Below are 22,766 nucleotides of genomic sequence, written 5' to 3'. Positions count from 1 at the left end.
ACCGACATGGGAGTGAACCCCGCCGATGACCCGCTACCTGTATCTCACCCGCCACGGCGAGGCCACACCCGAAGGAGAGCTGACGGACGCCGGCCGCCGCCAGGCCGCGCTGCTCGGCGACCGGCTCGGCGACGTGCCGCTCGCCGCCGTGCACCACGGCCCGCTCCCCCGGGCGGCCGAGACCGCCCGGCTCGTCGGCGAGCGGCTCCCCGGCGTCCCGCTGCGCGAGTCGCGGGCCGCCGGCGACTATCTCCCGTACGTCCCGGTCAGGGAGGACCTGCCGGAGGAGTACGCCGACCGCCTCCTGGGATTCGTCGGCCAGTTCCCCGAGGACGAGCGCCGCGACGGCCCGGCGCTCGCCCGCGAGGCCATGGAGCTGTTCACGGGACCGGCCGCGCAGCCCCGGCACGAGCTGGTGGTCACGCACAACTTCCTGATCGGCTGGCTCGTACGCGCCGCCATGGACGCCCCGGACTGGCGCTGGCTGGGCGTCAACCACTGCAACGCCGCCCTGACCGTCATCCGTTACACGCCCGGCCGACCGCCGTCCGTGCTCTTCTTCAACGACATGGCCCACCTGCCGGCGGAGCTCAGGTGGACCGGCTTCCCACCCGAGCTCCGCCTGTGATCATCGTCCGAGGTGATCGCCCAGCAGCTTGAAGAACACGTCGCCGCGGACGATCTCAAAGGGGTCGTCGAGCAGCGTGCCGAGCTCGGCGATGTCGCTCGGCGACCAGTTCCAGGCGTTGACGGCGCCGGCGATGAACAGCGGCTTGCTCCCGTCCCACCCCTCGATGTGCTTCACCAGCGTGTCGCGGTATTCCTGGGCCCTGCCCTGCGGCATGAAGTTGCCGATCACGGGCAGGCCCGCGGGGTTGATCTGCAGGTCGCCGGTCTCCCACGACTGGATGATGCCGCGCAGCCCGGTGTTCTTCCTGTACGACCGCACGATGCGCTCGTCGAAGGCCACCCAGCCGTCGTCCTCCTCGTTGCGGTGGTTGTAGGCGTAGACGAGGTCCATGCCGGTCCTGCGCATGAATCGTCCTGAGAGCTCCGTGTACGCGTCCAGCGCCTCCTTCGGCCACGACCCGGGATAGGTGTAGCCGGCGCCCGACGGCCCGGCGATGAGCAGGTCGTTGGGCGTGGCCGTGCGCTGGAAGTAGGCGAGGATCGCGGGGCCGATCTCGGCCAGCAGAGGGCTGACGGTCCAGTTCGTGGGCACTTCGCCGCGCTTGTCGTCGTCCCAGATCTGCCGCATCCGGCGCTGGCAGTACTGGATGTTGTCGCCCTCGCCGACGGTGAGCGTGACGTAGACGCGGTTGCGCAGGGTGGCCCCCGGCCTCGGCGGCACCCGGTCCGAGACCTTGGCGCGCACGCCGGCGTGGACGGTGGCGTTCATGTAGTAGTCGGCGGGGATGACCTCGACGGCGTGTTGCGAGGCCCGGTCGACGCCGCCCCACTCGCCCGCCACGTCGTTGGAGAACCATCCGGCGTACGGCGTGGTCGGCTTGACCTTGCCGAGGATCTCGTCGAGCAGCTCGCCGGTCTGGCCGCTGGGCGGCAGCCAGAAGACCATGGCGCGCATGGCGACCGTGTAGTCGCGGAAATAGGGGAAGGGCTCGACCCTGGTCGGCGCGGTGGTGGTGGCGGTCACCAGGTACTGGTTCCACAGGTCCACGTCGACCGTGAGCTGCTGGGCGCCTTCGGGCGCGGTGAAGCGGTAGACGAAGTAGCCGCCGCCGTCGGAGAAGCGGTTGGACTTGTCGCCGATCGCGGAGTTGAGGCCGTCGAAGAGGTACGGCGTCTCGGCGTCCGTGCCGCAGGTGAAGGAGGCGATCTCCTTGCCGTCGGCCTTGACGGTGACCGCGCCGACCGAGGCGCCCCAGCCGTCGTCGCCGAACGAGTCCTGGAAGCGCAGGTAGACGCCGTCCTCGCCGGACAGTTCCTGGCTTAAGTCGAAGGTGCGCACCTCGCGGTTGGAGGTGTCGCGGATGCGCTCGGTCTCGCGGGCGACCTCGCGCCACTGGACGTTGTCGACGCTCACGGTCCTGGTCGGCGGCAGGCCGCTGAGCAGGGCGTGGGTGCAGCGCGGGAAGAGGTTGTCGAGCTGCCAGCGGTAGGTGTCCAGGATGTCGTCGGGGTCGAACTTCCCGCGCAGGTCGGTGATGGTCCTGAAGCCGTGCTCGGCGGCCTGCTCGGCCGTGGCGGCCACGGCGCCCTCCAGGCCGGCGAGGGTGGTGGCGACGTTCACCGAGTCGGGGACGTCGGGGTCGTGCAGGATGGCGCCGCGGGCCTCGCGGCCGTAGCGGGCGACCAGGTCGAGGGCGTTGTCGTGGCGGGTGACGCGGGCGCCCGTGCTGTCCAGCCAGGGGACGTCGAAGTTCTCCTTGTTGTAGTTGAAGTAGAGGCGAGGGCTGCGGCGGTTGACCACTCCTTGGAGGGTGGTCAGGAGCAGCTGGTCATTCCCGTGGAGGGCACTCACGTCGGCGTGGTCGAGCCGGGTGGGGCGACCGAAGTTGGGGAGGAGGGGCCGGGTGGCTGCGGTCGTGGCGGCGGCGGGGGTGGAGAGGCTGACTCCGAGCCCGCCGGCCGCGAGGACCGCGGTGTTGGCCAGCAAGAAGTTACGTCGTGACACCATGCGCGATCTCTGCTCCTGCGAGGGGGGGACCAGGAATGACATCGTTGTCATCTGCCAGAGAACGTAACAACCTGACGTAAGGATGTCCATGGCGTAAACCGCGCAATTCCCCCAGCAGCCCCCGGAACCACGGGCGCACCGTGGGCTCCCGCACGAACTCGACCGCTCCCGCGCAAGCTCACCCCGCCGGCAGGGCGAGCCCGCGCAGCTCCTTCCGCGACGGCAGGTTCAGCTTGCGCAGCACGCTGGAGATGTGGCTCTCCACGGTCCGCCGCGACAGGAACAGCTCCGTGGCGATCTCCTGGTTCGTCTTGCCCGCGGCGGCGAGCAGCGCCACCTCGCGTTCCCGCGCCGACAGCGCGCGCCCGTGCGAGGGCCGCCCGCCCCGCCACGGGTAGGGGATGGGCACGCCGTTCTGCCGCATGGCGCGGCACACCCGCGCGATGTCCCGGTCCGCGCCCATCGACCCGTACAGGCGCAGCGCGCTCTCCAGGCAGTCGCCGCCCGCGGCGCCGCGCAGGCGGCCCAGCCGCTCGGCGGCCTGCGCCTCGTCGTAGCGCAGCCCGGCCTCCCCCAGCGTGGTACGCGCCGCGTCCAGCAGCCGGTCGGCCTCGGGTTCGTCGCCCCGCGAGCAGGCCATGACGGCCCGCGCCGTCAGCAGCGCGGCCTGCGCGGCCGGCGCGCCGGCGCCCTCGATGCCGGCGGCCAGCTCCGCCACCAGCCCGGCCGCCTCGCCGGCCTCGCCGAGCGCGTCCATGGCATCCACCAGGCACAGCACGGTCTCGGCGCCCCACACCCAGTTGCCTTTGGAGCGGACCAAAGCGAGCCCGGCGGTGGCCTGCTCGGCGGCGGCCGCAGGATCGTCCAAAGTGAGCAGGAGCCGCGACAGCGCCATCCGCGCCGGGATGAGCGGCCAGACCGCGCCCACCCTCTCGGCGACGGCGATCACCTCGCCCAGGCACGCCCCGGCGTTCTCGACCGGCCCCATGGCCGCCAGCAGCGTGCCGTGCAGCAGCCGCGAGTCCAGGAACGCCGCCGCGAACGTGGCCGACGGGCCCGCCAGCCGGCGGGCGCGGGGCTCAAGCCCGTCCCAGCGCCCCGCGGCCCGGTCCACGGCGGCGGCGACCAGCTCGACGACCTCCGCCACGCGCAGGTACTCGGCCTGGTCGGCCACCCGGCGGCCCTCGGCGAGCAGAGCCTCGGCGCGGTCGAGCCGCCCGATGTGCAGCGCGCCCTGCGCCCAGTTGAGGCAGGCGCGGGCGTGCTCCCTGGGCACGGCGCGGAGCCGGTCGTCGCGCAGCAGGTCGTCGATCAGCCGCCAGCTGTCCGGGTCGCCCTGTTCGAGCAGGAGCGAGGCCCGCGCGATGCGTACGGCGATGTCCACGTCGCGGTCGCCGCTGCGGCGGGCCGCCCGCTCCGCCTGGTCGCAGCGGGCGGCGTGCTCGTCAACGTGCCGGTCGGGGACGGTCTCGGGCGCGGCGAGCACGGCGAGCGCCCGTCCCAGAAGGGCGGGCCGGTCGCCGAGGTCCTCCACCGCGCCCTCGATCTGCAGGTATCCCGCCCGCGCCTCACCCTGCTGGCGCAGCAGGCGGCCGAGCGCGAAGCGTAACTCTCCGCGCAGGTGGGCGGGGAGCGGCTCGGTCGCCAGCAGGCGTTCGAGAATGGGTACGGCCTCCGCGTGCGCCAGCCCGTCGACCGCGGCCCGGCCCAGCTTGACGGCCAGCCGCACGCGCACGCCGCTGGACAGCTCGCCGGTCTCCAGCGCCTGCAGCAGGAACCTCGCCGCCGTGGCGTCGTTGCCGTGGGCGAGCGCCGTGTCGGCGGCGGCCTCGGCGTTGCCGACGAAGTCCGCCGTGCGCCCCGCGAGCCGGTAGTGATGGGCGAGCCGGGCCACGGGCCTCGGGCCCGGCCCTCGTTCCAGGGCCTGCGCGGTCCTGAGATGCAACCAGCGCCGGCCGGAGACGGGCACCGACTCGTACACGATCTGCCGGGCCAGCGCGTGCCTGAACCGGCAGCGGCCGTCCTCCTCGTGCAGCAGCCCGGCCGCCTGCGCCGTCGCCAGGGCCTTGGCGACCTCCTCCGCGTCGCGGCCGGTGACCTCCGCGAGCACCCGGTCGTCGGGCGTCACGCCGATGACGGCGGCGGCTCCCAGGATCCCCCGCGCCGGCTCGTCGAGCGAGGTCAGGCGGCGCACCACCACGTCGCGCAGCACGGTCGGGACCGCGAGGCCGGCCAGCACGTCCGGGCGTCCGGGGATCTCGCTCGCGGGCAGCCGCTCCAGCAGCGTGCGGAGCACCTCCTCCACGACGAACGGGATGCCGCCGGTCGTCTCGTGGAGCGCCGTGGCGAACGTACGCGGCAGATCGGTCTTCAGGATGCCGCCCGCCAGCTCCTCCACCTCGGGCGGGCTCAGCGGCGTGAGGCCGATCGCCCGCGCCGGCCCTGACGGCGCTCTGGCCAGGGCCTCGCGGATGGGCAGCGGGCCCGTCTCGGTGCGGATCGTGAGGATCACCGACAGCTCGCGCGGCTGGTGGGCCGCCAGGAAGGCGAGGAAGTCGTGCGTGCCGCTGTCGGCCCAGTGCACGTCCTCCAGGACGAGCACCAGCGGGCTGAGGTGATCGAGCAGCGCGACGGCGGCGCGGAACACCCGGTGCCGCTCCGCCCGCTGGTCGGGCAGGGCGGGCAGCGGCGGCGGCAGGTGCTGGGCGATCTCGGGCAGGAGCGGCGCCAGCGCCCCGATCACCGGGTTGGCCGGGCGGGACGCGGCGAGCTCGTCGCCGGCCAGGCGGAAGGCGTCGAGCAGCGGCGACAGCGGCAGCGGCTCCTGGAGCTGCTCGCACTGTCCCACCAGCGTGCGAACCCGGGCCGATTTCCGGGCCGATTTCCGGGGCGATCCCTGTGCCGGCGCTCCGGGCGCTTCCGGCGCGGCGAGCAGCTCTCCGACGAGCCGGCTCTTGCCGATCCCCGCCTCGCCCTCGACCAGGGCGAGGGACGGCGGGGCGGCGATGACCGTACGGAGCAGGGCGAGCTCGGCCCGGCGCCCGACGAGGACGTCGGACAGGGAGCCTGAGGGGGCGACGCGGGCCTGGCCGGAGGGCATGCCTCACCCTCCCACCTGCCCCGATGGCGATATATCAGCTTCAACAGGCTACCGGATCCAGTGATGGTCAAAAATCCGTATGCGCTACGGATGTCCCCCTCCTCGCCCGTCACTAGCGTCTCGACCGTCCGCCGGATCGGCGGCGACGCACTGAGGGGCGACGATGGACCTGTCCACATCTCCTGGATCTCCTGGATTCACCACGTTCGGACGCCGGCTGGCGGCGGCCATGGCGCTCACAGGGCTGGCACTGGCCGGAGTGACCGCGCCGGGCCAGGCCGCCGCGGCGGCCGGCTCGGCAGAGCAGAAGACCTACATCGTGCAGATGACCCCCGACCCCGTGGCGACGTACGAAGGGGACGTCGCGGGGCTGGCCGAGACCAAGCCCGAGCAGGGCGAGAAGATCGACCCCGGCTCCAGCGACGTGACGAGGTACGCCGACCACCTGCGCGGCAGGCACGACGCCGCGTTGAAGAAGGTGGGCGGCGGCCCGAAGGTCTACGACTACGTCTACTCCTACGGCGGCTTCGCGGCCCGGCTGACCGAGGCGCAGGCCGCCGGGTTACGCGCGCTGCCCGACGTCGTGGCCGTGACCGAGGACAGGAAGGTGCCGGTGGCGACGTCGTCGACGCCGTCGTTCCTCGGCCTCGACAAGCGCGGTGGGCTGTGGGACGAGCTCGGCGGCCCCACGGGCGGCCGGCGGGGCAAGGGCGCGGGCGACGGCCTGGTCATCGGCGTGATCGACAGCGGCATCTGGGCCGACAGCCAGAGCTTCGCCGACCCAGGGCCTGGCGGGAAGCCGTACGGCAAGGTGCCCGGCTTCCACGGCACATGCCCGCGGAGCAGCCCTGACGAGTCGTGGACCGCCCCCCTGTGCAACGGCAAGCTCGTCGCGGCGCGGCACTTCAACGCCGGCTGGGGCGGCGACGAGGGCGTCAAGCAGGCGATGCCGTGGGAATACCTGTCGCCGCGCGACTACAACGGCCACGGCACGCACACCGCCTCGACCGCGGCGGGCAACCACGGCGTCGAGGTGACGGGGCCGGCCGCGGTGTTCGGCTCGATCAGCGGCATCGCGCCGCGCGCCAGGGTCGCCGCCTACAAGGCGCTCTGGTCGACGGAGGACGCCTCCACGGCCAACGGCTTCTACTCCGACCTGGTCGCCGCCATCGACCAGGCGGTGGCGGACGGCGTGGACGTCATCAACTACTCGGTCTCCGGCACGAGCTCGGACCTGCTCGACCCGGCTGAGGTGGCGTTCCTGTCGGCGGCCGAGGCGGGCGTGTTCGTGGCGGCCTCGGCCGGCAACAGCGGCCCGGCCGCGAGCACCGTCGCGCACCCGTCCCCCTGGGTGACCACGGTCGCGGCGGGCACGCACGACCGCGGCACGCGGGGTTCGGCCACGCTCGGCGACGGCACCACGCTGAGCGGCGCCTCGCTGGCGGCGGTCAAGGCGGGGCCCGCGCCTCTCGTCGACTCCACCGCCGCGGGGCTGCCGGGCGCGGACGCGACCCGGCTGGCGCAGTGCCACGCCGCCAGGGACAACGGCGGCCAGGCCGTGCTCGACCCGGCCAAGGTCAAGGGCAAGATCGTCGTCTGTGACCGCGGGGAGACGCCGCGCGCCAACAAGAGCGTCGCCGTCGCCGAGGCGGGCGGGGTCGGCATGATCCTGGCCAACACCGACGACAACTCGCTCAACGCCGACCTGCACGCCGTGCCGACTCTGCACGTCGCGCAGAAGGACAGGCAGGCGGTCAAGGACCACGCCGCCGCGGACGGCGCGACGGCCACGATCGAGCAGGCGGAGATCGTCGATGACGCGCTCGCCCCTTACGTGGCCGCGTTCTCCTCCCGAGGGCCGCTGACCGCCGCGGGCGGCGACCTGCTCAAGCCCGACCTGACCGCACCCGGGCAGGACATCCTGGCCGCGTACGCGCCGCCGGGCGCCAACGGGTCCGCGTTCAACGTCGCGAGCGGCACGTCGATGTCGGCGCCGCACGTCGCCGGGCTCGCCGCGCTGCTGAAGGACCTGCACCCGCGCTGGTCGCCGATGGCCGTCAAGTCGGCGCTGATGACCAGCGGCTCCGACGTGCTCGACGGGCCCGGCCACGACCCGTCGGTGATCTTCGGCCAGGGCGCCGGCCACGTCGTGCCGAACAGCGCCGCCGACCCCGGACTGGTCTACGACAGCGACATCAGGGACTGGCTGGCCTTCCTGTGCGGCTCGACCAGCGGGGTCGAGGAGCGGACCTGCGAGCACCTGGCCAGGAAGGGCCACTCGTTCGAGGCCGGCGACCTGAACGTCCCGTCCATCGCGGTCGGCCGGCTGCCCGGCACGCGTACGGTGACCCGCGAGGTCACCAACGTCGACCGCCGCACCGCCACCTACACCGCCTCCACGACCGGGCTCGAAGGTGTCGACGTCACGGTCGAACCGCGCCGGCTCACCCTGCGGCCGGGGCAGACCAAGTCGTTCACGGTGACCCTCAAGAGGACCACCGCCCCCATGAACGCCTACGTGGGCGGGCAGCTCACCTGGAAGAACCGCCGGCACACCGTACGCGTGCCCGTCGTCGTACGGCCGGTGGCCGAGGCGTGGGCGGCCGCCCACGGGGTCGCGGGCGGGGAGGACACCGCCGGGCACATCGCCCTCGACCCCGAGGGCGAGAGGGTCTACGTGTCCGGCGCGAGCTACGGCTCGCAGCCCGGCGTGCGCAGCGCGCGCATCTCGACCGTCGCCCACGACGCCGCCACCGGCGCCGAGCTGTGGAGCACGGCGTACGCGGGACCGGCCGGCACCTTCGACGAGCCGGCGGGGATCGAGGTGAGCCCCGACGGCGCCCGGCTCTTCGTCACCGGCATCAGCGCCGGCCAGGACACCGGCAACGACGCCGTCACGATCGCGTACGACACGGCCACGGGCGAGGAGCTCTGGGTCGCGCGGCACAACGGCACGGCGAACGCCTCCGACCGCGCCGACGCCCTGACGGTCGGCCCCGACGGGACGCACGTCTACGTCACCGGCATGACCTCGCTGGGCGTGGGCGGCAAGGACGACTACGTCACGGTCGCGTACGACGCGGGCAGCGGCGAGCAGAAGTGGGTCGCGCAGTACAACGGGCCCGGCGACGGCACCGACTCCGCGCGGGTGGTCAAGACGACTCCTGACGGCTCCAAGCTCCTGGTCACCGGCCAGAGCCAGGGCGCGCCCGGCACAGGATGGTCCGACTGGGGAACCGTGGCCTACGACGCCGCCACCGGCGAGCAGCTCTGGACAGCCCGGCACGACGGCCCGGCGAACGGCTGGGACATTCCTGGCGGCATGTCCGTCGCCGCGGACGGCGCGTCGTTCTTCGTCATCGGAACCAGTGCCGGGGAGACGAAGACCGACATGACCACGATCGCGTACGACACCGCCACGGGAAAGGAGCTCTGGTCGGACCGTTACGACGGACCCGCGCACGGCGGCGACACCCCGCGCGACATCACTTCGGGGCCTGACGGCACGCTGTATGTCACCGGCAACACCGAGGGTGAGGGGACGAGGGACGACTTCACCACGATCGCCTACCGTCCCAGGACGGGCGAGCGGGTGTGGGTGCAGCGCCACAACGGCAGGGCGAACGAGCAGGACCTCTCCTGGGACGTCGCCGTGACACCGGACGGCAGCAAGATCGTCATCACGGGGCAGGGCTGGAACGAGGTGGCCAGGCCCGACGAGTTCCTTCAGAAGTTCGACTACGTGACGATCGCCTACGACGCCGCGACCGGTGAGCCCGTCTGGACCGGCGAGTACGGCGGCCCGGCCGGCGCTGCGGACAAGGCGCATGCGCTCGCCGTGGACGCGACCGGCGACTCCGGGGTGCGGATCTTCGTGACCGGATCGAGCACGACGTCCGGGGACCTGCTCTCAGGAACGGAGGTCGATTTCACCACGGTGGCCTATTTCGAGCCGTGGAAGAAATCATGACCCGTTGACGGTGCGCCCCCTGACCCGCCGGGTCAGGGGGCGCTGCTCCTCCACTGACTTGCCATAAGCGTTTCAAGGTCCGGCAAAGCGGGTAAAGCCGACATAAATTCTGAGCTACCTGTTATCAGGAGCGCCAGATGTCCCGAATCACGTTGACTCCTGCCGCACGTGAAGCGCTGGGCGACGAAGAAGTGCTGTTCTTCGACTGGCACGTGACCGGGCTCTGCTGCGCAGACGCGGGCGAGTTCTCCGTCCGGCCGCTACGCCGCCCGCGACTGCCCCGGCGCGCACGCCCGCTCGGAACCGACCTGGTGTACGCGCATCCGACCGCCTGGGTGCATCTCACCGGCCTCCCCGTCACGATCGACTGCCGTCCGCTGTGGCGCTGGCGGCGGTTCACCTCCGATCTGCCGCCGGACGCCGGACTGCGCTGCTGCCTGGGGCGCCCCTTTATGGCTCGCTAGATGGCTCCTTGGATGGGAGGTAACGGGTGAAACTGCGTTCCATCATCATCTGGACGGCGGTCGCCCTCGTCGGTGCCGCGGGATGGGCCGTGCTGGCCCTGTCCAGAGGCGAGAACGTCAACGCGGTCTGGCTGCTGGCCGCCGCGCTCGGCTCGTACGCCATCGCCTACCGCTTCTACGCCCGCTTCATCGTGCGCAGGGTGCTGGGCGCCGACGACCGGCGCGCCACCCCGGCCGAGCGTCTCGACAACGGCATCGACTACCACCCGACCGACCGGCGCATCCTCTTCGGCCACCACTTCGCCGCCATCGCCGGCGCCGGGCCGCTGGTCGGGCCCGTACTGGCCGCGCAGATGGGTTTCCTGCCCGGCACCATCTGGATCGTCGCCGGCGTCATCTTCGCCGGGGCCGTACAGGACATGGTGATCCTCTTCTTCTCCATGCGGCGCAACGGGCGCAGCCTCGGGCAGATGGCCCGCGACGAGATCGGGCCGGTCGGCGGGGCCGCCGCGCTCGTCGCCGTCTTCGCCATCATGATCATCCTGCTGGCGGTGCTGGCGCTGGTCGTGGTCAACGCCCTGGCGCAGTCGCCGTGGGGTGTCTTCTCCATCGCGATGACCATCCCGATCGCCCTGTTCATGGGGTTCTACCTGCGGGTGATCCGGCCGGGCAAGGTCGTCGAGACCACCGTGATCGGCGTCGTGCTGCTGCTGCTGGCGATCGTCGCCGGCGGCTGGGTGCAGGACTCGAGCTGGGCGCCGTTCTTCACGCTGAGCCCTTCGGCCCTGTCCCTCTGGCTCATCGCGTACGGGTTCGTCGCCGCCGTGCTGCCCGTCTGGATGTTGCTCGCGCCGCGCGACTACCTGTCGACGTTCATGAAGATCGGGACCATCGCGCTCATCGCGATCGGCATCGCCGTCACGATGCCGACGCTGAAGACCCCCGCCTTCACCGACTTCGCGTTCAACGGCGAAGGACCGGTCTTCGCCGGGTCGTTGTTCCCGTTCGTGTTCATCATCATCGCCTGCGGGGCCCTGTCGGGATTCCACGCGCTGATCTCGTCCGGCACGACACCCAAGATGATCCAGAAGGAGACGCAGGTCCGGATGATCGGCTACGGCTCCATGCTCATGGAGTCGTTCGTGGCCGTCATGGCCATCACGGCCGCCTGCGTGCTGACCCCCGGCCTCTACTTCGCCATGAACTCCCCCGCCGGTGTCGTCGGGGCCACCGTCGAGAGCGCCGCCCAGGCCGTGACGAACCTCGGCTTCGTCATCACGCCCGAGCAACTGTCGGCGGCGGCGGACGCCGTACAGGAGGAGACGCTGATCGCCCGGACGGGCGGCGCGCCCACCCTCGCCGTCGGCATCTCGCAGATCTTCTCGGGCTTCCTCGGCGGCGCCGGCTGGCAGGCGTTCTGGTACCACTTCGCGATCATGTTCGAGGCGCTGTTCATCCTCACCACCGTGGACGCCGGCACCCGGGTGGGACGGTTCATGCTCCAGGACACCATCGGCAACGTGTGGAAGCCGATCTCCCGGGTCAGCTGGTGGCCAGGACTCATCGTCACCAGCGCCGTCGTCGTTGCCGCCTGGGGCTACTTCCTCTACCAGGGCGTCAACGACCCGCTCGGCGGGATCAACCAACTCTTCCCGCTGTTCGGCATCGCCAACCAGTTGCTCGCCGCCGTGGCGCTCACCGTGGCCACCACCCTGCTGATCAAGAGCGGGCGGCTGAAGTGGGCCTGGGTGACGGCGATCCCGCTGGCCTGGGACGCCGCCGTCACGCTCACGGCCAGCTGGCAGAAGGTGTTCTCGCCCGATCCGACGCTCGGCTTCTTCTCCCAGCGCGACCGCTACCAGACCGCTCTGGACCAGGGGCAGTTGCTCGCACCCGCCAAGACGCGGGGCGAGATGGAGCAGATCGTGCTCAACTCCACCGTCGACGGCATCCTGGCCGCGCTGTTCGCGATCCTCATCGTCGTCGTGATCCTGGACGCGCTACGGGTGTGGATCCGGGTGATCAGGAGCGGGGAGACGCTGCCGACCGCTGAGGCGCCGTACGAGGAGTCCAAGATCCTCGCACCGGCCGGTCTCATCGCCACCCGGGAGGAACGCGCGATGATGGCGAAATCGTCACCCGACGGCTGACCGGGCCGCTGCTCCGCCCGTTCATGCCTCGCCAACAACCTGGCGACTCCCGGCCAACGACAACGGCGCGAATCTCCTGAACGCTTGAACCGAGCGCTTCACGACGAGGGGAGAGATGTCATGCGCACGAACGGCTGGAGCTAGGAACAGGTGAGACGGCAGCACTCGGGGTCCCGTCCCCGGGTGCTGTCCACCACGCACGCAACCGTCGCGGGCGGTGTGCACGCCTGGCGTACGAACTGTGCACTCCATGCCGTTCCCCCCGGCGACGGCCGCCCGGCATGGTGAAGCAATGCCGACAACGAGAAAGCCGGCGGTCCTCGGGACCGTCGCGGCCGCGAGCGCGCGGACCGGGTGATGGCCACCTTCGCCGGCCTTTTCACGGTGCGCGAGTTTCGCTACCTCTACCCGGCCTATGCGCTCTCCTACGTGGGCGACCAGCTCTCGTCCGTCGCCGTGGCCATACTGGTGTTCGACAGGACCGGCTCGCCGGCAGCCACCGCGGTCGCGTTCTCCGCGGCGTTCCTGCCGTCCGCGCTCGGCCCCGTGCTGGGTTCGCTCGCCGACAGGTTTCCGCGCCGCGGCCTGCTCATCGCCTGCGACCTGGCCAGGGCGATACTGGTCGCGGCGCTGGCGCTGCCGGGCATGCCGATCGGCGCCGCGATCGCCCTGCTCTATCTCGCGCACCTGTTCACCCCGCCGTTCATGAGCGCTCGCGCCGCGTTGATGCCGGACGTGCTCAGCGGCGAGGCCTACATCGCCGGCAACGGCCTGACCAACCTCACCTACCAGATCAGCCAGGTGGCCGGGTTCGCGATCGGAGGCGCCGTCGTCCTGCTCGTCACGCCCGCGGGCGCGCTGCTCGTGAACGCCGCGACATTCGCGCTCTCCGCGGCGCTCATCTGGCGGGGCATCAGGCCCCGGCCCGTGCCCGAGAGCGAGGGCGCCCGCTGGTCACCCCTCAAGGACGCGGCGGCAGGGGTGCGCCACGTGTTCGCCGACCCCTGGCTGCGGCAGTGCCTTCTCCTGGTCTGGCTGGTGCCGGCCTTCGCCTTCGGCACCGAGGCGATCGCCTATCCCCTCGCCCGCGAACTGGGCGGCGGCCCGCCACTCGCCGGGGTGCTCATGGCCACCATCGCCCTCGGCTACGCGACCGGGGCGACCGTCCTCACCCGGTGGACGCGCCCGCCCGTTCGCGACCGCGTCACGGTGCCGCTCGCCGTGCTCTCCGGGCTCGCCCTGCTCCCCATGCTCGCGCACCCGCCCGCACCCGTGGTGCTCGCCCTGCTGTTCTGCTGCGGCATTGGATGCTCGTTCAGCACGCCGCTCAACGCGATGTTCGTCCAGCGGGCCGCGCCGGCCTACCGCGGACGCGCCATGGGAGTCGCGATCGCCGGCATCGCCGCCGGCCAGGGCGGCGGATTCCTCCTGGCGGGATGGGTCACCGAACTCGGCGTCACCGCCTCGGCCACGGTGGGACTGTGCGGGATCGGCGCTCTCGCCGCCGCGGTGTGCTGCGGCGCCGCCTACACGTCCGCAGTAGCTAGTGCAGTGCCGTCCGGGCCGTCCGGGACCTGAACTCCCGCGGCGACTCGCCATAGACCTTCCGGAACGTACGGCTGAAGTCCGCCGGCGCGCCGAAGCCCCACCTGGCGGCGATCTGGCGGATCGGCACGTCGGCGAGGGCCGCGTCGGCGAGGTCGCGACGGGTACACCTCAGCCGCTGGTCGCGGATCCAGCCGCAGACCGTGTCGCCCTGCTCCTGGAACAACCGGTGCAGGTAGCTCACCGAGATGTGGTAGGCCTCCGCAATGGAGCTCGGTGACAGCTGGTGGTCGCCCAGGTGGCGCTGGATGTGGGCGCGTATCCGCCGGACGAGGTCCTGCCGCCGGTAGCTCTCCCGCCCGCCGGCTCCGCATTCGAGCAGGCTGGAGAAGCACACGGACACAAGGTCCACCAGCACCATCCCCAGCCGCTGCCCGTCGGCCGGGCTGAGCGACAGCTTCTCGTCGGACAGGGCCTGGATGAACTTCTTCAACAGCTCGTACACCCCGCTGTCAGCGGGGACGCCATGCCCGAGCACCGCGTCCACGGCCGGTGCCCGAAGCGGCAGCACCGGCTTCGGGATGATGACCACGGCCACCTCGAGGCCGCCGTGCCCGTCGGGCCGCAGAACCATCTCGTCGAGCCGGGCGAGGTCGTGCGCGTAGAGACCGCCGGCGGTCACGGTGTCCTGACGCCCGGCCCACGTCGCGCTCACCGTGCCGCGCACGGGCAGGACGAGCTGGATCGCGTCCTCGCCCTCCGCCCTCCTCCAGCCGGCCTCACGCCGTAGGCGTACCGGACGGTATCTCCTCACCTCGAGCACGGCCACGCCGAGATCGACGACATGCCCGCCGATGAACGCCGTTTCGCTCCCGCGCACTCGTGTCCTCCGCACGCAGCGTTCACGGCACGACCCGACACCTCGACGGCTCCCACCGTGATCCCTCGCGGGTCCGCTCAGGAGGCACGCCCTACCGGGCTGCGAACGCCTCCGCCACGCCCCGAGTCATGTGTAGGGCGGCGCGCGTTTCCTCAGCGTTTCGCCCTGGAGCGCCCCGGACCTTCACGAGGAGCGCATCAGGAGGCGCAGCCGGTCACGGAGCCCCGTCTCGAAGACGGCCTCGCCGTGCTCATCGCGGCCGGCGCGTAGCGGGGAAGAGCCTCCGCGTCCGCAGCGGCCGGTCGAGCGACTCTGACCTATGGTTTCTCCCATGACCGCAGACTCCCTCCGGCTGGTGCCGGTCACCCCCGCCAACATCGATGCGGCCCTCGCCGTGCGGGTCCGTCCCGACCAGGAACGGCTCGTCGCGCCCGTGGCGAAGTCGCTGGCGGAGGCGTACGTCCACCAGCAGGTCGCCTGGCCCCGGCTGATCCTCGACGGAGATCGTCCCGTGGGATTCCTCATGGCCTTCCTCGACATCGACTGGAACGGCAAGGGGGTCGACTTCCGGTCGGGCCTGTGGCGGCTCAACGTGGCGGCCGACGCGCAGGCGCGCGGGGTCGGCCGCTTCGCCGTCGAAGCCGTGGCCGGCCACCTCAGGCGCCGCGGCTGCACGCGGATGTACGTCACCTGGCACCCCGGTGACGACGGCCCCGAGAACTTCTACCGCAAGCTCGGCTTCCATCCCACGGGCGAGGAGAGCGACGGCGAGACGGTGGGGGCGCTGGACCTGTAGCGGCGGTCACCGTGCTCATCCGGAGTGCCGGCGATGCGCGGCGAAGAACGCGCGGGCGGAGGCCGGCAGCCAGAGGGCGGCGATCATGGCGAGATGGATGACGTTGCCGGAGATGACGGCCCACCAGTACTCCGAACCGGCGGCGGCGGAGATGTAGCTGGCGAGGGTGGCGATGACCAGGTAGACGGTGAGGGCGATGCGGGCCCAGTGACGCCCCTTGAGCGCCTTGAGGACGAACCAGACGACGAGGACGGCGTCCAGGGCATGCAGGACGATCGCGTAGACAATGGCCGCGTTGACGGCGAAGTCGAGATCGGCGGGGTCGAGAGTGGGGTTGTTGCGCATGATCGACGCGCTGGTGAAGTCGCGGTCGACGGCCATCTGCACCGGTAGGGCGATATAGAGGACGACCAGGACGAGCATGTAGGGGACGAGGAGGCGGAGAGCGGTGGGAACACTCTTTTCTTGGTACAGCCGTACTACCATAAGTCGAGATGGTAGCACGACTGCGCTAACATGGATCGTATGCCCAGGCTGATCGATCATGAACAGCGCCGCGAAGAGCTCGCCGAAGCAGCCTGGCGAGTAATCATGCGGCACGGCGTAGGCCACGTCTCCGTGCGCATGGTCGCCGCCGAGGCGGGACTCTCCGCCGGATCGCTGCGTCACGTCTTCAGGACGCAGAGCGAACTGCTGGTCTTCGCCATGCAGCTCGTGGTCAATCGCGTCCGCGCCCGGATCACCGCGATCCCGCCACAACCCACCATCAGGCAGGCCGTCGAGGCCGTGGCGCGCGAGCTGCTGCCGCTCGACGACGAGCGGCGCGCGGAAATGGAGGTCAACATGGCGCTGTTCAGCGCCGCCACCGCCGAAGAGAGCCTCAGAGGCCCCCGCGCGGAGGCGCACGAGGCCCTCCGCGAGACCTGCCGCTGGATGATCGCCCAGCTCGACAACGGCGTCGACCTGGCGCCGGGGCGTGACCTGCGGCTGGAAGCCCTACGACTGCACGCGGTCATCGACGGACTCGCCGGCCACCTGGTCTACGAGCCGCCCACGGCGGACACGAGCTGGGCGACCGACGTCCTCTCGACGCACATCGACTCACTCAAGACTTGACCTGCTCTCCGCCCAGAAGGACGGAGAGCCCTGTCCTGCGGGAACATCGCTCAGGAGCGGGTCCACTTCTGGTTCGACGCCCCGGTGCAGTCCCACAGCTGCAGCCGCGCGCCGTTGGCGGTGTTGCGGTCCACGACGTCCACGCACCGGTTGGCCGCGATGTTGACGAGGTCGCCAGCCGGGCTGAGCGTGAAGCGCTGGGCTCCGGTGCCGTTGCACGTGTAGAGCTGGATCGGCGTGCCGTTGGCGGTGCCGGCCGCCGCGGCGTCCATGCACTTGCCCATCGCGCGGACCGTGCCGTCACCGTTGACGGACCACTGCTGGGCGACCGTGCCGTTGCAGTCGTACATCTGCAGCGGGGCGGCGTCCACGGGCTCGGCGCGGGGGATGTCGATGCAGCGGCCGTTCAGGCTGGACCTGAGCGCGGCGCCGGATCCCGACCCGCCGTCGGTCCACGCGGAGACGCGAACGTAGTCGATCAGCATCGTCTGCGGGAACGTGGTGCCGGCGTTGGGCGGGCCTGGCCAGTTGCCGCCGACCGCCACGTTCATGATCATGAAGAACGGGTGGTCGAACACCCACCGGTTGCCGCGGAGGTCGGCAGGGGTGATGCGGAAGTATTCCGAACCGTCCAGATACCAGACGATGAGGTTGGGTGACCACTCGACCGCGTACCGGTGGAAGGCGTCGCCGAGCGGCCCGCCGATCGTGCGGCTGCCGCCGATCCCGCTGCCGCCGGAGTAGCCGGGGCCGTGGACGGTGCCGTGCACGGTGTTCGGGACGCTGCCGATGTTCTCCATGATGTCGATCTCGCCGTCGCCCGGCCAGTTGCGCCCGCCGAGCATCCAGAACGCCGGCCAGATGCCCTGGCCCCGGGGAATCTTGATGCTGGCCTCGAAGCGGCCGTACGTCTGGGTGAACTTCTCGGCGGTCAGGATCCGGCCGGAGGTGTACTGGCAGGTGCCGTAGTGGCACTGCAAATTGGACGGGTTCTCCCGGCGGGCGGTGATGGCCAGGTGGCCCTGCCCGTCGTGAGAGACGTTGCGGGTCGAGTCGGTGTAGTACTGCAGCTCGTTGTTGCCCCAGCCCCCGCCGCCGATGTCGAACTTCCACTTGGAGCCGTCGACGGACGTCCCGGCGGCGGCGTTGAACTCGTCGGACCAGGTGACCGGGCCGATGTCGGCCTCGGCCGGGTGGGCGCCGGTGACCAGGCCGCCGGTCAGGGCGGCGAGCAGGGCCGTGGCCGCGAGGAGGAGCCGGGGTTTGCGCATGGAGACCTCCGCTGAGTGGTCTTCGCCCCCCGATCAACAGGATGTAATATCAGCACCTCTCCTTTGTCAACAAGAAGCTTTACTTATTATTGCCGCGTGCCGCCCCGGCTGGACTCTCCCCCCGTGGGAGGCCTCATGCTGGATCCCGGCGGGAGGGTGCGGCCGTACGCCGCGCCCGCATGAGGAGAGCGACACATGGCCATTGTGAAGGGCGTCGAGGCCCGCGGCATGCACCACTGCGAGACGACCGCGCTGGGGGTGCTGTTGCGGCATGAGGGGCTCGACCTGTCCGAGCCCATGCTGTTCGGGTTGGGCTCGGGCCTGTCGTTCCTCTACTGGGACAGCAAGAGCATGGCCTTCCCCTTTCTCGCGGGCCGCGTCAGGCCTTTCGACCTCACCAGGAACCTGGCCGCCAGGCTGGGGCTGACGTTGCTGGTCAAGGAGACCGCCTCGCCGCGCAAGGCGTGGGAGAACGTGGCCGCCCCCATCGACGCCGGCCGGCCCGTGGGCCTCCAGCTCGACTCGTACCATCTGCACTATTTCCAGTCCAAGGTGCATTTCGGCGGTCACATCGTCGCCATGTACGGCTACGACGAGCACGACGCCCACCTGGTGGACACCGACCAGCAGGGAGGAGCGGTGCGCACCAGCCGGGCCGGCCTCGCCAGGGCGCGCGCCGAACGCGGCCCGATGACCGCCAGGAACCGGTCCTTCACCATCACCCTGCCGGCTCACCCGCTCGCCTGGCAGGAGCAGATCATCCCCGCCATCAGAGACTGCGCCGACGCCTTCCTCGCCGCCCCCATCGCGAACCTGGGCCACCGCGGCATCGAGAAGGCCGGCCGGAAGGTGCCCGGCTGGCTGGGGCGGGCCGGCGATCCTCGGCAGGATCTGTCGCAGGCCGCCCTGCTCATGGAGAGGGGCGGCACCGGCGGCGCCCTGTTCCGGGCCCTCTACCGCGACTTCCTCGACGAGTGCACCCGGCTGATCGACGACGACGACCTCCGCGCGGGGCACCGGCTGTACGCCGAGGCCGCCGGCCTGTGGACCGACGTGTCCGCCCTCGTCGCGAAGGCCGGGGAGAGCGGCGACGCCGGGCACCTCCAGCAAGCCGGCGCCCTCCTGCACGATCTGTCACGCATCGAGAAGGACGCCATGCAGGCGCTGCGCCGGTTGCGGCCCGGCGGGGAGGCCGTACGAGCACGGGCGCGCACGACAGGAAGCCGGCTTCCGTCGTAGGCTCGATCGCGCACGTGAGGGACAGGAGGCTGAGGTGGCCGAGACGACGGTGGCCGAGGTGCTGGCCGAACTGGCCGGGCTGGAGGACCCCAAGGCACGCGCGGTCAACGAGAGACACGGTGACGACCACGGCGTCAACCTCAGCAGGCTGCGCGCGCTCGCGAAGCGGCTGAAGACGCAGCAGGAGCTGGCGCGCCGGCTCTGGGAGACGGGTGACACCGCGGCGCGACTGCTGGCGCTCCTGATCTGCCGCCCGAAGGCGTTCGAGCGTGGGGAGCTGGACGTCATGATGCGGCAGGCGCGCACGCCCAAGGTGCACGACTGGCTCGTCAACTACGTGGTGAAGAAGAGCCCGCACGCCGAGGAGCTGCGCCTGGCCTGGTTCGCCGACCCGGATCCGGCGGTCGCGAGCGCGGGCTGGGCGCTGACCGCCGATCGGGTGGCGAAGCAGCCCGAAGGCCTCGACCTCCCAGGACTGCTCGACGCCATCGAGGCGGAGATGAAGGACGCCCCGGACCGCCTGCAGTGGGCGATGAACACCTGCCTGGCCCAGATCGGGATCGAGCACGCCGGCCTCCGAGCCCGCGCCATCGGCATCGGCGAGCGCCTGGAGGTGCTCAAGGACTACCCGACCTCCCCGGGCTGCACGTCTCCGTTCGCGCCCATCTGGATCAACGAGATGACGCGCCGGGCCGGGCAGGGATCCGGCCGCGGCTGAGCGCGGCCTCCGGGTGCCCCGGACCATCGCCCGCGCGCCCCGTCCCGGCGCATAATACGTTCTCATGATCAGAGAGCCGCAGATCCTGGCCTGTTCCGGGGTGCTGTCCCCTCCCGAGGGGTTCCGGCACGTCGGCGTGCAGATATGGCAGGCGAGGCAGCTGGCCGGTGCGCGCCGACCGCGGATGTGCCTCCTCGCGACGGCGGTGGGTGACTCGCGGGAGTTCATCGACGGCTGGAGCGCGCGGGCCGCGTCGTTCGGTGACGCGGAGCTGTCCTCCCTCCAGTTGTTCACGCAGCCGAACGTGACCGACGTGCGGGCGCATCTCCTGGCCCAGGATGTGATCTTCGTGTCGGGGGGCAGCGTGGTGAATCTGCTGGCGGTCTGGCGTGCGCACCGCCTCGATGAGATCTTGCGAGAGTGCTGGGAGAAGGGTGTCGTGCTGGCCGGCCAGAGCGCGGGCAGCCTGTGCTGGCACGCGGGCGGTATAACCGACTCCTTCGGCGACGACCTCGACGCCCTCGATGACGGCCTGAACTTCCTCCCGTTCAGCAACGGTGTCCATGACGACTTGGGTGACCAGCCCCGGCGGGCGCGGTTCCGCGAGTCCGTGGCGAGCGGGACGCTGCCGGCCGGGTACGCCACCGAGGACGGCGTCGCCCTCCACTACGTGGGCACCGGGCTGCACGAGGTCGTGAGCGTGCTCCCCGACCGGAACGCATGGTTCGTCGAGCCTGACGGCGCGGGCGGGACCAGGGAGAAGGCCCTTCCCGCCCGCTGCTGGGTTCCCTGAGCGCCGGCGGCACCCGTTCAATCGATGAGCGGAACGGGAATCTTCGGCCGCTTCAGCGAGGAAAGGCCGATCTGAGCGCACAACGCCTCCGCGTCCACCGTCGCGAGCGGCTTGAGCGCGGCGGTGCCGAGACGGGCCCAGACCGCTCCGCCCGGGGAGCCTGATCTTCCTGATCGTCGCGGCCGTGCCCAAACGGCACTGGCGGAAGCTGTCCTGGACCTCGGAGCCGAAGCTGGTCATGGAGGCCAGGCGCCACTACCAGCGGCTGCAGGCGGAGCAGACGGCGACCACGCAGGCCAGCGGCAGCCTGCCGGCCCTGCAGACCGGATTCCAGCGCAGCATCGCGCTGAAGTCGATGCCCTGGGGCATGCCGGAGCTGGCCGGCCACCTGCGCCGGTTCCTGGAGGACGTCACCGAGGTCGAGCACGCGCGCGGGCGCAAGGTGCTCATCTGCATCGACGAGGTGGACCGGATCGGATCGGTGGAGGAGGCCACCCGCTTCCTCAGCGAGATCAAGGCCATCTTCGGATCGGTGCACTGCTATTTCCTCGTCGCCGTCGCCGACGAACTCGGCGCGTCGTTCGCCCGCCAGACCATCACCGGGCGCTCCCACCTCGAGAACGCCTTCGACGAGAAGATCTCCCTGGAGCCGATGTCCTTCGAGCTGTGCCGGCTCCTCCTGCAGCGCCGCGTACCCGGCTTCACCGAGCCCTTCGTCTGGCTCGGGCTCGTGCTGTCCGGCGGGCTGCCCCGCGAGCTCATCCGCGTGGCCAGACGGCTCGTGGAGATAAACATGGAGTTCGAGTACGCCCTGCGCCTTCCCGACCTGACCGACCGGCTCGTCAGGGAAGAACTCCACGAGGCGCTCACCGGCACTCGCGCGCAGATCGGCCGCCTGCCGGCCACCCCCGAGTGCGGCGCCCTCCTCGACCGGCTGCACCAGCTGAGCCGTCCCCTCGAACCGGACGCTCCGCTCGGCGACCTGCGTTCCTCGCTGAAGGAGCTGGCAGTGCTCGCATCGGAGCAACCGCCCGTGCTCAACCCGGACGACCTGCCCCTCAGGACCCTCGTGACCGAACTGTCGACGCTGGCCTTCCTCGGCATGACCGTCAGCGACGCGTTCAAGGACAACTGCTTCGACCTCATGGCCGGACAGGATCCGGCCCAGCCCGCGGCAGGACCTTACCTGGAGCTCGCGGCGGCGCGGCGCGAACTGAGCATCTCCGCTGGCAGCTGCCGGGCGGCGGTCCAGCGGATCCGCGTGGGCATGGGCCTTCCGTAACGGCTTCGCGCTGAGCCATGACCGGTCTTTCGCGTAGCGTTGCCTGCCATGACCGACTTCGTCTCCCTCCCCTTCTATGACCTGTTCCACGAGAACGGGCATGTGCCGGGCATCCGTGAGAAGCTCCCCTCGCTTCTCACGGGGGTCCGGCGGAGCATCCTGGAGATCGGTGCGGGCAGCGGCCTGATCACCACCTCGATAGCCGACTGGACACCGGCCGAGATCTTCGCGCTGGAGCCCTCGGCCGGGATGCGCGGAATGTTGCTGTCCCGGCTGAACGCCCGTCCGGAGCTGCTCAAGCGCGTGACCGTGCTGCCCTGTGACGCGCTGAGCGTGGACCTGGACGAGCCGGTCGAGGCCATGGTGATGATCAACGTGCTGTACGCCCTGGATCCGGAGTACCGCAGGCGGCTCTGGCCGGTGCTGGCGACCCAGTTGGAACCCGGCGGCCTCCTGGTCTTCACCTGGCGCGACGGCGGCCCGCCCGCGCCCAGCCCGCTCGAGGAACTGGAGTCGTGTCAGGTGGGCCGGCACACCTACACCGTCCTGTCGGAGATCACCGAGTCGGACGGGGAGAGGTGCGAGGCCCGCTACGTCTACCGGGTCACGGAGAACGACAAGGTCATCAGCGAGGAGGAGATCTCCGGCTACGCCTACCGGCCCGTACGGGACGTGATCGAGGCAGAACTGGCCGGCGCGGGGTTCGTCCGGGCGGACGCGCCTGACGGGCTCCTCGCCTGGCGGCTCGGGCTCCAGCAGTTCTGATCGATCGCGGCACCACCTCCTGATCACGTGTTCCCGCCC

The 22,766-nt window shown here is 71.1% G+C and carries 17 protein-coding genes; 12 read left to right on the top strand and 5 right to left on the bottom strand.

Annotated elements, in window-relative coordinates; all coding sequences use genetic code 11:
• Nucleotides 1-25: 25 nt before the first annotated feature.
• Nucleotides 26-628, top strand: coding sequence for a histidine phosphatase family protein (locus ACTWPV_RS31735; protein ID WP_443154604.1), 603 nt, complete (start codon nt 26-28; stop codon nt 626-628).
• On the opposite strand, the gene ACTWPV_RS31730 is transcribed toward ACTWPV_RS31735, so the two are convergent.
• Together ACTWPV_RS31730 and ACTWPV_RS31725 are read right to left on the bottom strand one after the other, a co-directional pair.
• Nucleotides 629-2,638 carry a GxGYxYP domain-containing protein gene (locus ACTWPV_RS31730; protein WP_443154603.1) on the bottom strand — a complete coding sequence of 670 codons (2,010 nt, stop codon included), beginning with the start codon at nt 2,636-2,638 and terminating at the stop codon, nt 629-631.
• A 178-nt stretch (nt 2,639-2,816) separates the two neighbouring features.
• A complete protein-coding gene (locus ACTWPV_RS31725) occupies nt 2,817-5,738 on the bottom strand; it encodes a helix-turn-helix transcriptional regulator (RefSeq protein WP_443154602.1) in 2,922 nt (973 codons plus the stop codon).
• 163 nt (nt 5,739-5,901) lie between these two features.
• Between ACTWPV_RS31725 and ACTWPV_RS31720 the strand changes: the two genes are divergently transcribed.
• The 4 genes from ACTWPV_RS31720 (at nt 5,902) to ACTWPV_RS31705 (ending at nt 13,900) form a co-directional block, all read left to right on the top strand.
• Complete coding sequence (locus ACTWPV_RS31720) at nt 5,902-9,708, top strand: S8 family serine peptidase (protein WP_443154601.1); 3,807 nt, start codon at nt 5,902-5,904, stop codon at nt 9,706-9,708.
• Nucleotides 9,709-9,845: 137 nt separating this feature from the next.
• Nucleotides 9,846-10,172, top strand: a complete 327-nt coding sequence (locus ACTWPV_RS31715) for a hypothetical protein (protein WP_443154600.1) — start codon at nt 9,846-9,848, stop codon at nt 10,170-10,172.
• 26 nt (nt 10,173-10,198) lie between these two features.
• The gene (locus tag ACTWPV_RS31710) at nt 10,199-12,322 is read left to right on the top strand and encodes a carbon starvation CstA family protein (RefSeq protein WP_347649748.1); all 2,124 of its coding nucleotides are present in this window, start codon (nt 10,199-10,201) and stop codon (nt 12,320-12,322) included.
• Between the two features lie 357 nt (nt 12,323-12,679).
• Nucleotides 12,680-13,900, top strand: a complete 1,221-nt coding sequence (locus ACTWPV_RS31705) for an MFS transporter (protein WP_443154599.1) — start codon at nt 12,680-12,682, stop codon at nt 13,898-13,900.
• On the opposite strand, the gene ACTWPV_RS31700 is transcribed toward ACTWPV_RS31705, so the two are convergent.
• On the bottom strand, nt 13,866-14,747 hold the full coding sequence (locus tag ACTWPV_RS31700; RefSeq protein WP_443154598.1) for a helix-turn-helix domain-containing protein: 882 nt from the start codon (nt 14,745-14,747) through the stop codon (nt 13,866-13,868). The two genes, ACTWPV_RS31705 and ACTWPV_RS31700, sit on opposite strands and share 35 nt — an antisense overlap.
• 331 nt (nt 14,748-15,078) lie before the next feature.
• Here ACTWPV_RS31700 and ACTWPV_RS31695 point away from each other — a divergent pair, with 331 nt between their 5' ends.
• Complete coding sequence (locus ACTWPV_RS31695) at nt 15,079-15,543, top strand: GNAT family N-acetyltransferase (protein ID WP_443154597.1); 465 nt, start codon at nt 15,079-15,081, stop codon at nt 15,541-15,543.
• A 15-nt stretch (nt 15,544-15,558) separates the two neighbouring features.
• On the opposite strand, the gene ACTWPV_RS31690 is transcribed toward ACTWPV_RS31695, so the two are convergent.
• On the bottom strand, nt 15,559-16,029 hold the full coding sequence (locus tag ACTWPV_RS31690; RefSeq protein ID WP_347649752.1) for a hypothetical protein: 471 nt from the start codon (nt 16,027-16,029) through the stop codon (nt 15,559-15,561).
• A 39-nt stretch (nt 16,030-16,068) separates the two neighbouring features.
• Here ACTWPV_RS31690 and ACTWPV_RS31685 point away from each other — a divergent pair, with 39 nt between their 5' ends.
• Nucleotides 16,069-16,659 (top strand): TetR/AcrR family transcriptional regulator, encoded by a 591-nt coding sequence (locus ACTWPV_RS31685; protein ID WP_347649753.1) that lies wholly within the window; start codon nt 16,069-16,071, stop codon nt 16,657-16,659.
• Nucleotides 16,660-16,709: 50 nt separating this feature from the next.
• On the opposite strand, the gene ACTWPV_RS31680 is transcribed toward ACTWPV_RS31685, so the two are convergent.
• Nucleotides 16,710-17,930 (bottom strand): family 16 glycosylhydrolase, encoded by a 1,221-nt coding sequence (locus ACTWPV_RS31680; protein ID WP_347649754.1) that lies wholly within the window; start codon nt 17,928-17,930, stop codon nt 16,710-16,712.
• A 195-nt stretch (nt 17,931-18,125) separates the two neighbouring features.
• Between ACTWPV_RS31680 and ACTWPV_RS31675 the strand changes: the two genes are divergently transcribed.
• From ACTWPV_RS31675 to ACTWPV_RS31655, 5 genes are all read left to right on the top strand, one after another.
• On the top strand, nt 18,126-19,169 hold the full coding sequence (locus ACTWPV_RS31675) for a BtrH N-terminal domain-containing protein (protein WP_347649755.1): 1,044 nt from the start codon (nt 18,126-18,128) through the stop codon (nt 19,167-19,169).
• A 34-nt stretch (nt 19,170-19,203) separates the two neighbouring features.
• Nucleotides 19,204-19,887, top strand: a complete 684-nt coding sequence (locus ACTWPV_RS31670; RefSeq protein WP_443154596.1) for a DNA alkylation repair protein — start codon at nt 19,204-19,206, stop codon at nt 19,885-19,887.
• 64 nt (nt 19,888-19,951) lie between these two features.
• Nucleotides 19,952-20,680, top strand: a complete 729-nt coding sequence (locus ACTWPV_RS31665) for a Type 1 glutamine amidotransferase-like domain-containing protein (RefSeq protein WP_443154595.1) — start codon at nt 19,952-19,954, stop codon at nt 20,678-20,680.
• Nucleotides 20,681-20,864: 184 nt separating this feature from the next.
• Complete coding sequence (locus ACTWPV_RS31660) at nt 20,865-21,962, top strand: hypothetical protein (RefSeq protein WP_443154594.1); 1,098 nt, start codon at nt 20,865-20,867, stop codon at nt 21,960-21,962.
• A gap of 48 nt (nt 21,963-22,010) precedes the next feature.
• Nucleotides 22,011-22,727 carry a class I SAM-dependent methyltransferase gene (locus tag ACTWPV_RS31655; RefSeq protein WP_443154593.1) on the top strand — a complete coding sequence of 239 codons (717 nt, stop codon included), beginning with the start codon at nt 22,011-22,013 and terminating at the stop codon, nt 22,725-22,727.
• The last annotated feature ends 39 nt before the right edge of the window (nt 22,728-22,766 follow it).

The organism is Nonomuraea sp. KM88, assembly GCF_052245635.1.
Lineage (GTDB): Bacteria > Actinomycetota > Actinomycetes > Streptosporangiales > Streptosporangiaceae > Nonomuraea.
This window is presented reverse-complemented; position numbering and strand designations above follow the sequence as displayed.

Excerpts from the sequence above, each read along its gene's own strand:
- ACTWPV_RS31675 (WP_347649755.1), top strand. The coding sequence starts at position 18,126 with ATGGCCATTGTGAAGGGCGTCGAGGCCCGCGGCATGCACCACTGCGAG.
- ACTWPV_RS31695 (WP_443154597.1), top strand. The coding sequence starts at position 15,079 with ATGACCGCAGACTCCCTCCGGCTGGTGCCGGTCACCCCCGCCAACATC.
- ACTWPV_RS31685 (WP_347649753.1), top strand. The coding sequence starts at position 16,069 with ATGCCCAGGCTGATCGATCATGAACAGCGCCGCGAAGAGCTCGCCGAA.
- ACTWPV_RS31705 (WP_443154599.1), top strand. The coding sequence starts at position 12,680 with ATGGCCACCTTCGCCGGCCTTTTCACGGTGCGCGAGTTTCGCTACCTC.
- ACTWPV_RS31725 (WP_443154602.1), bottom strand. The coding sequence starts at position 5,738 with ATGCCCTCCGGCCAGGCCCGCGTCGCCCCCTCAGGCTCCCTGTCCGAC.
- ACTWPV_RS31735 (WP_443154604.1), top strand. The coding sequence starts at position 26 with ATGACCCGCTACCTGTATCTCACCCGCCACGGCGAGGCCACACCCGAA.
- ACTWPV_RS31665 (WP_443154595.1), top strand. The coding sequence starts at position 19,952 with ATGATCAGAGAGCCGCAGATCCTGGCCTGTTCCGGGGTGCTGTCCCCT.
- ACTWPV_RS31715 (WP_443154600.1), top strand. The coding sequence starts at position 9,846 with ATGTCCCGAATCACGTTGACTCCTGCCGCACGTGAAGCGCTGGGCGAC.
- ACTWPV_RS31730 (WP_443154603.1), bottom strand. The coding sequence starts at position 2,638 with ATGGTGTCACGACGTAACTTCTTGCTGGCCAACACCGCGGTCCTCGCG.
- ACTWPV_RS31655 (WP_443154593.1), top strand. The coding sequence starts at position 22,011 with ATGACCGACTTCGTCTCCCTCCCCTTCTATGACCTGTTCCACGAGAAC.
- ACTWPV_RS31720 (WP_443154601.1), top strand. The coding sequence starts at position 5,902 with ATGGACCTGTCCACATCTCCTGGATCTCCTGGATTCACCACGTTCGGA.
- ACTWPV_RS31680 (WP_347649754.1), bottom strand. The coding sequence starts at position 17,930 with ATGCGCAAACCCCGGCTCCTCCTCGCGGCCACGGCCCTGCTCGCCGCC.
- ACTWPV_RS31690 (WP_347649752.1), bottom strand. The coding sequence starts at position 16,029 with ATGGTAGTACGGCTGTACCAAGAAAAGAGTGTTCCCACCGCTCTCCGC.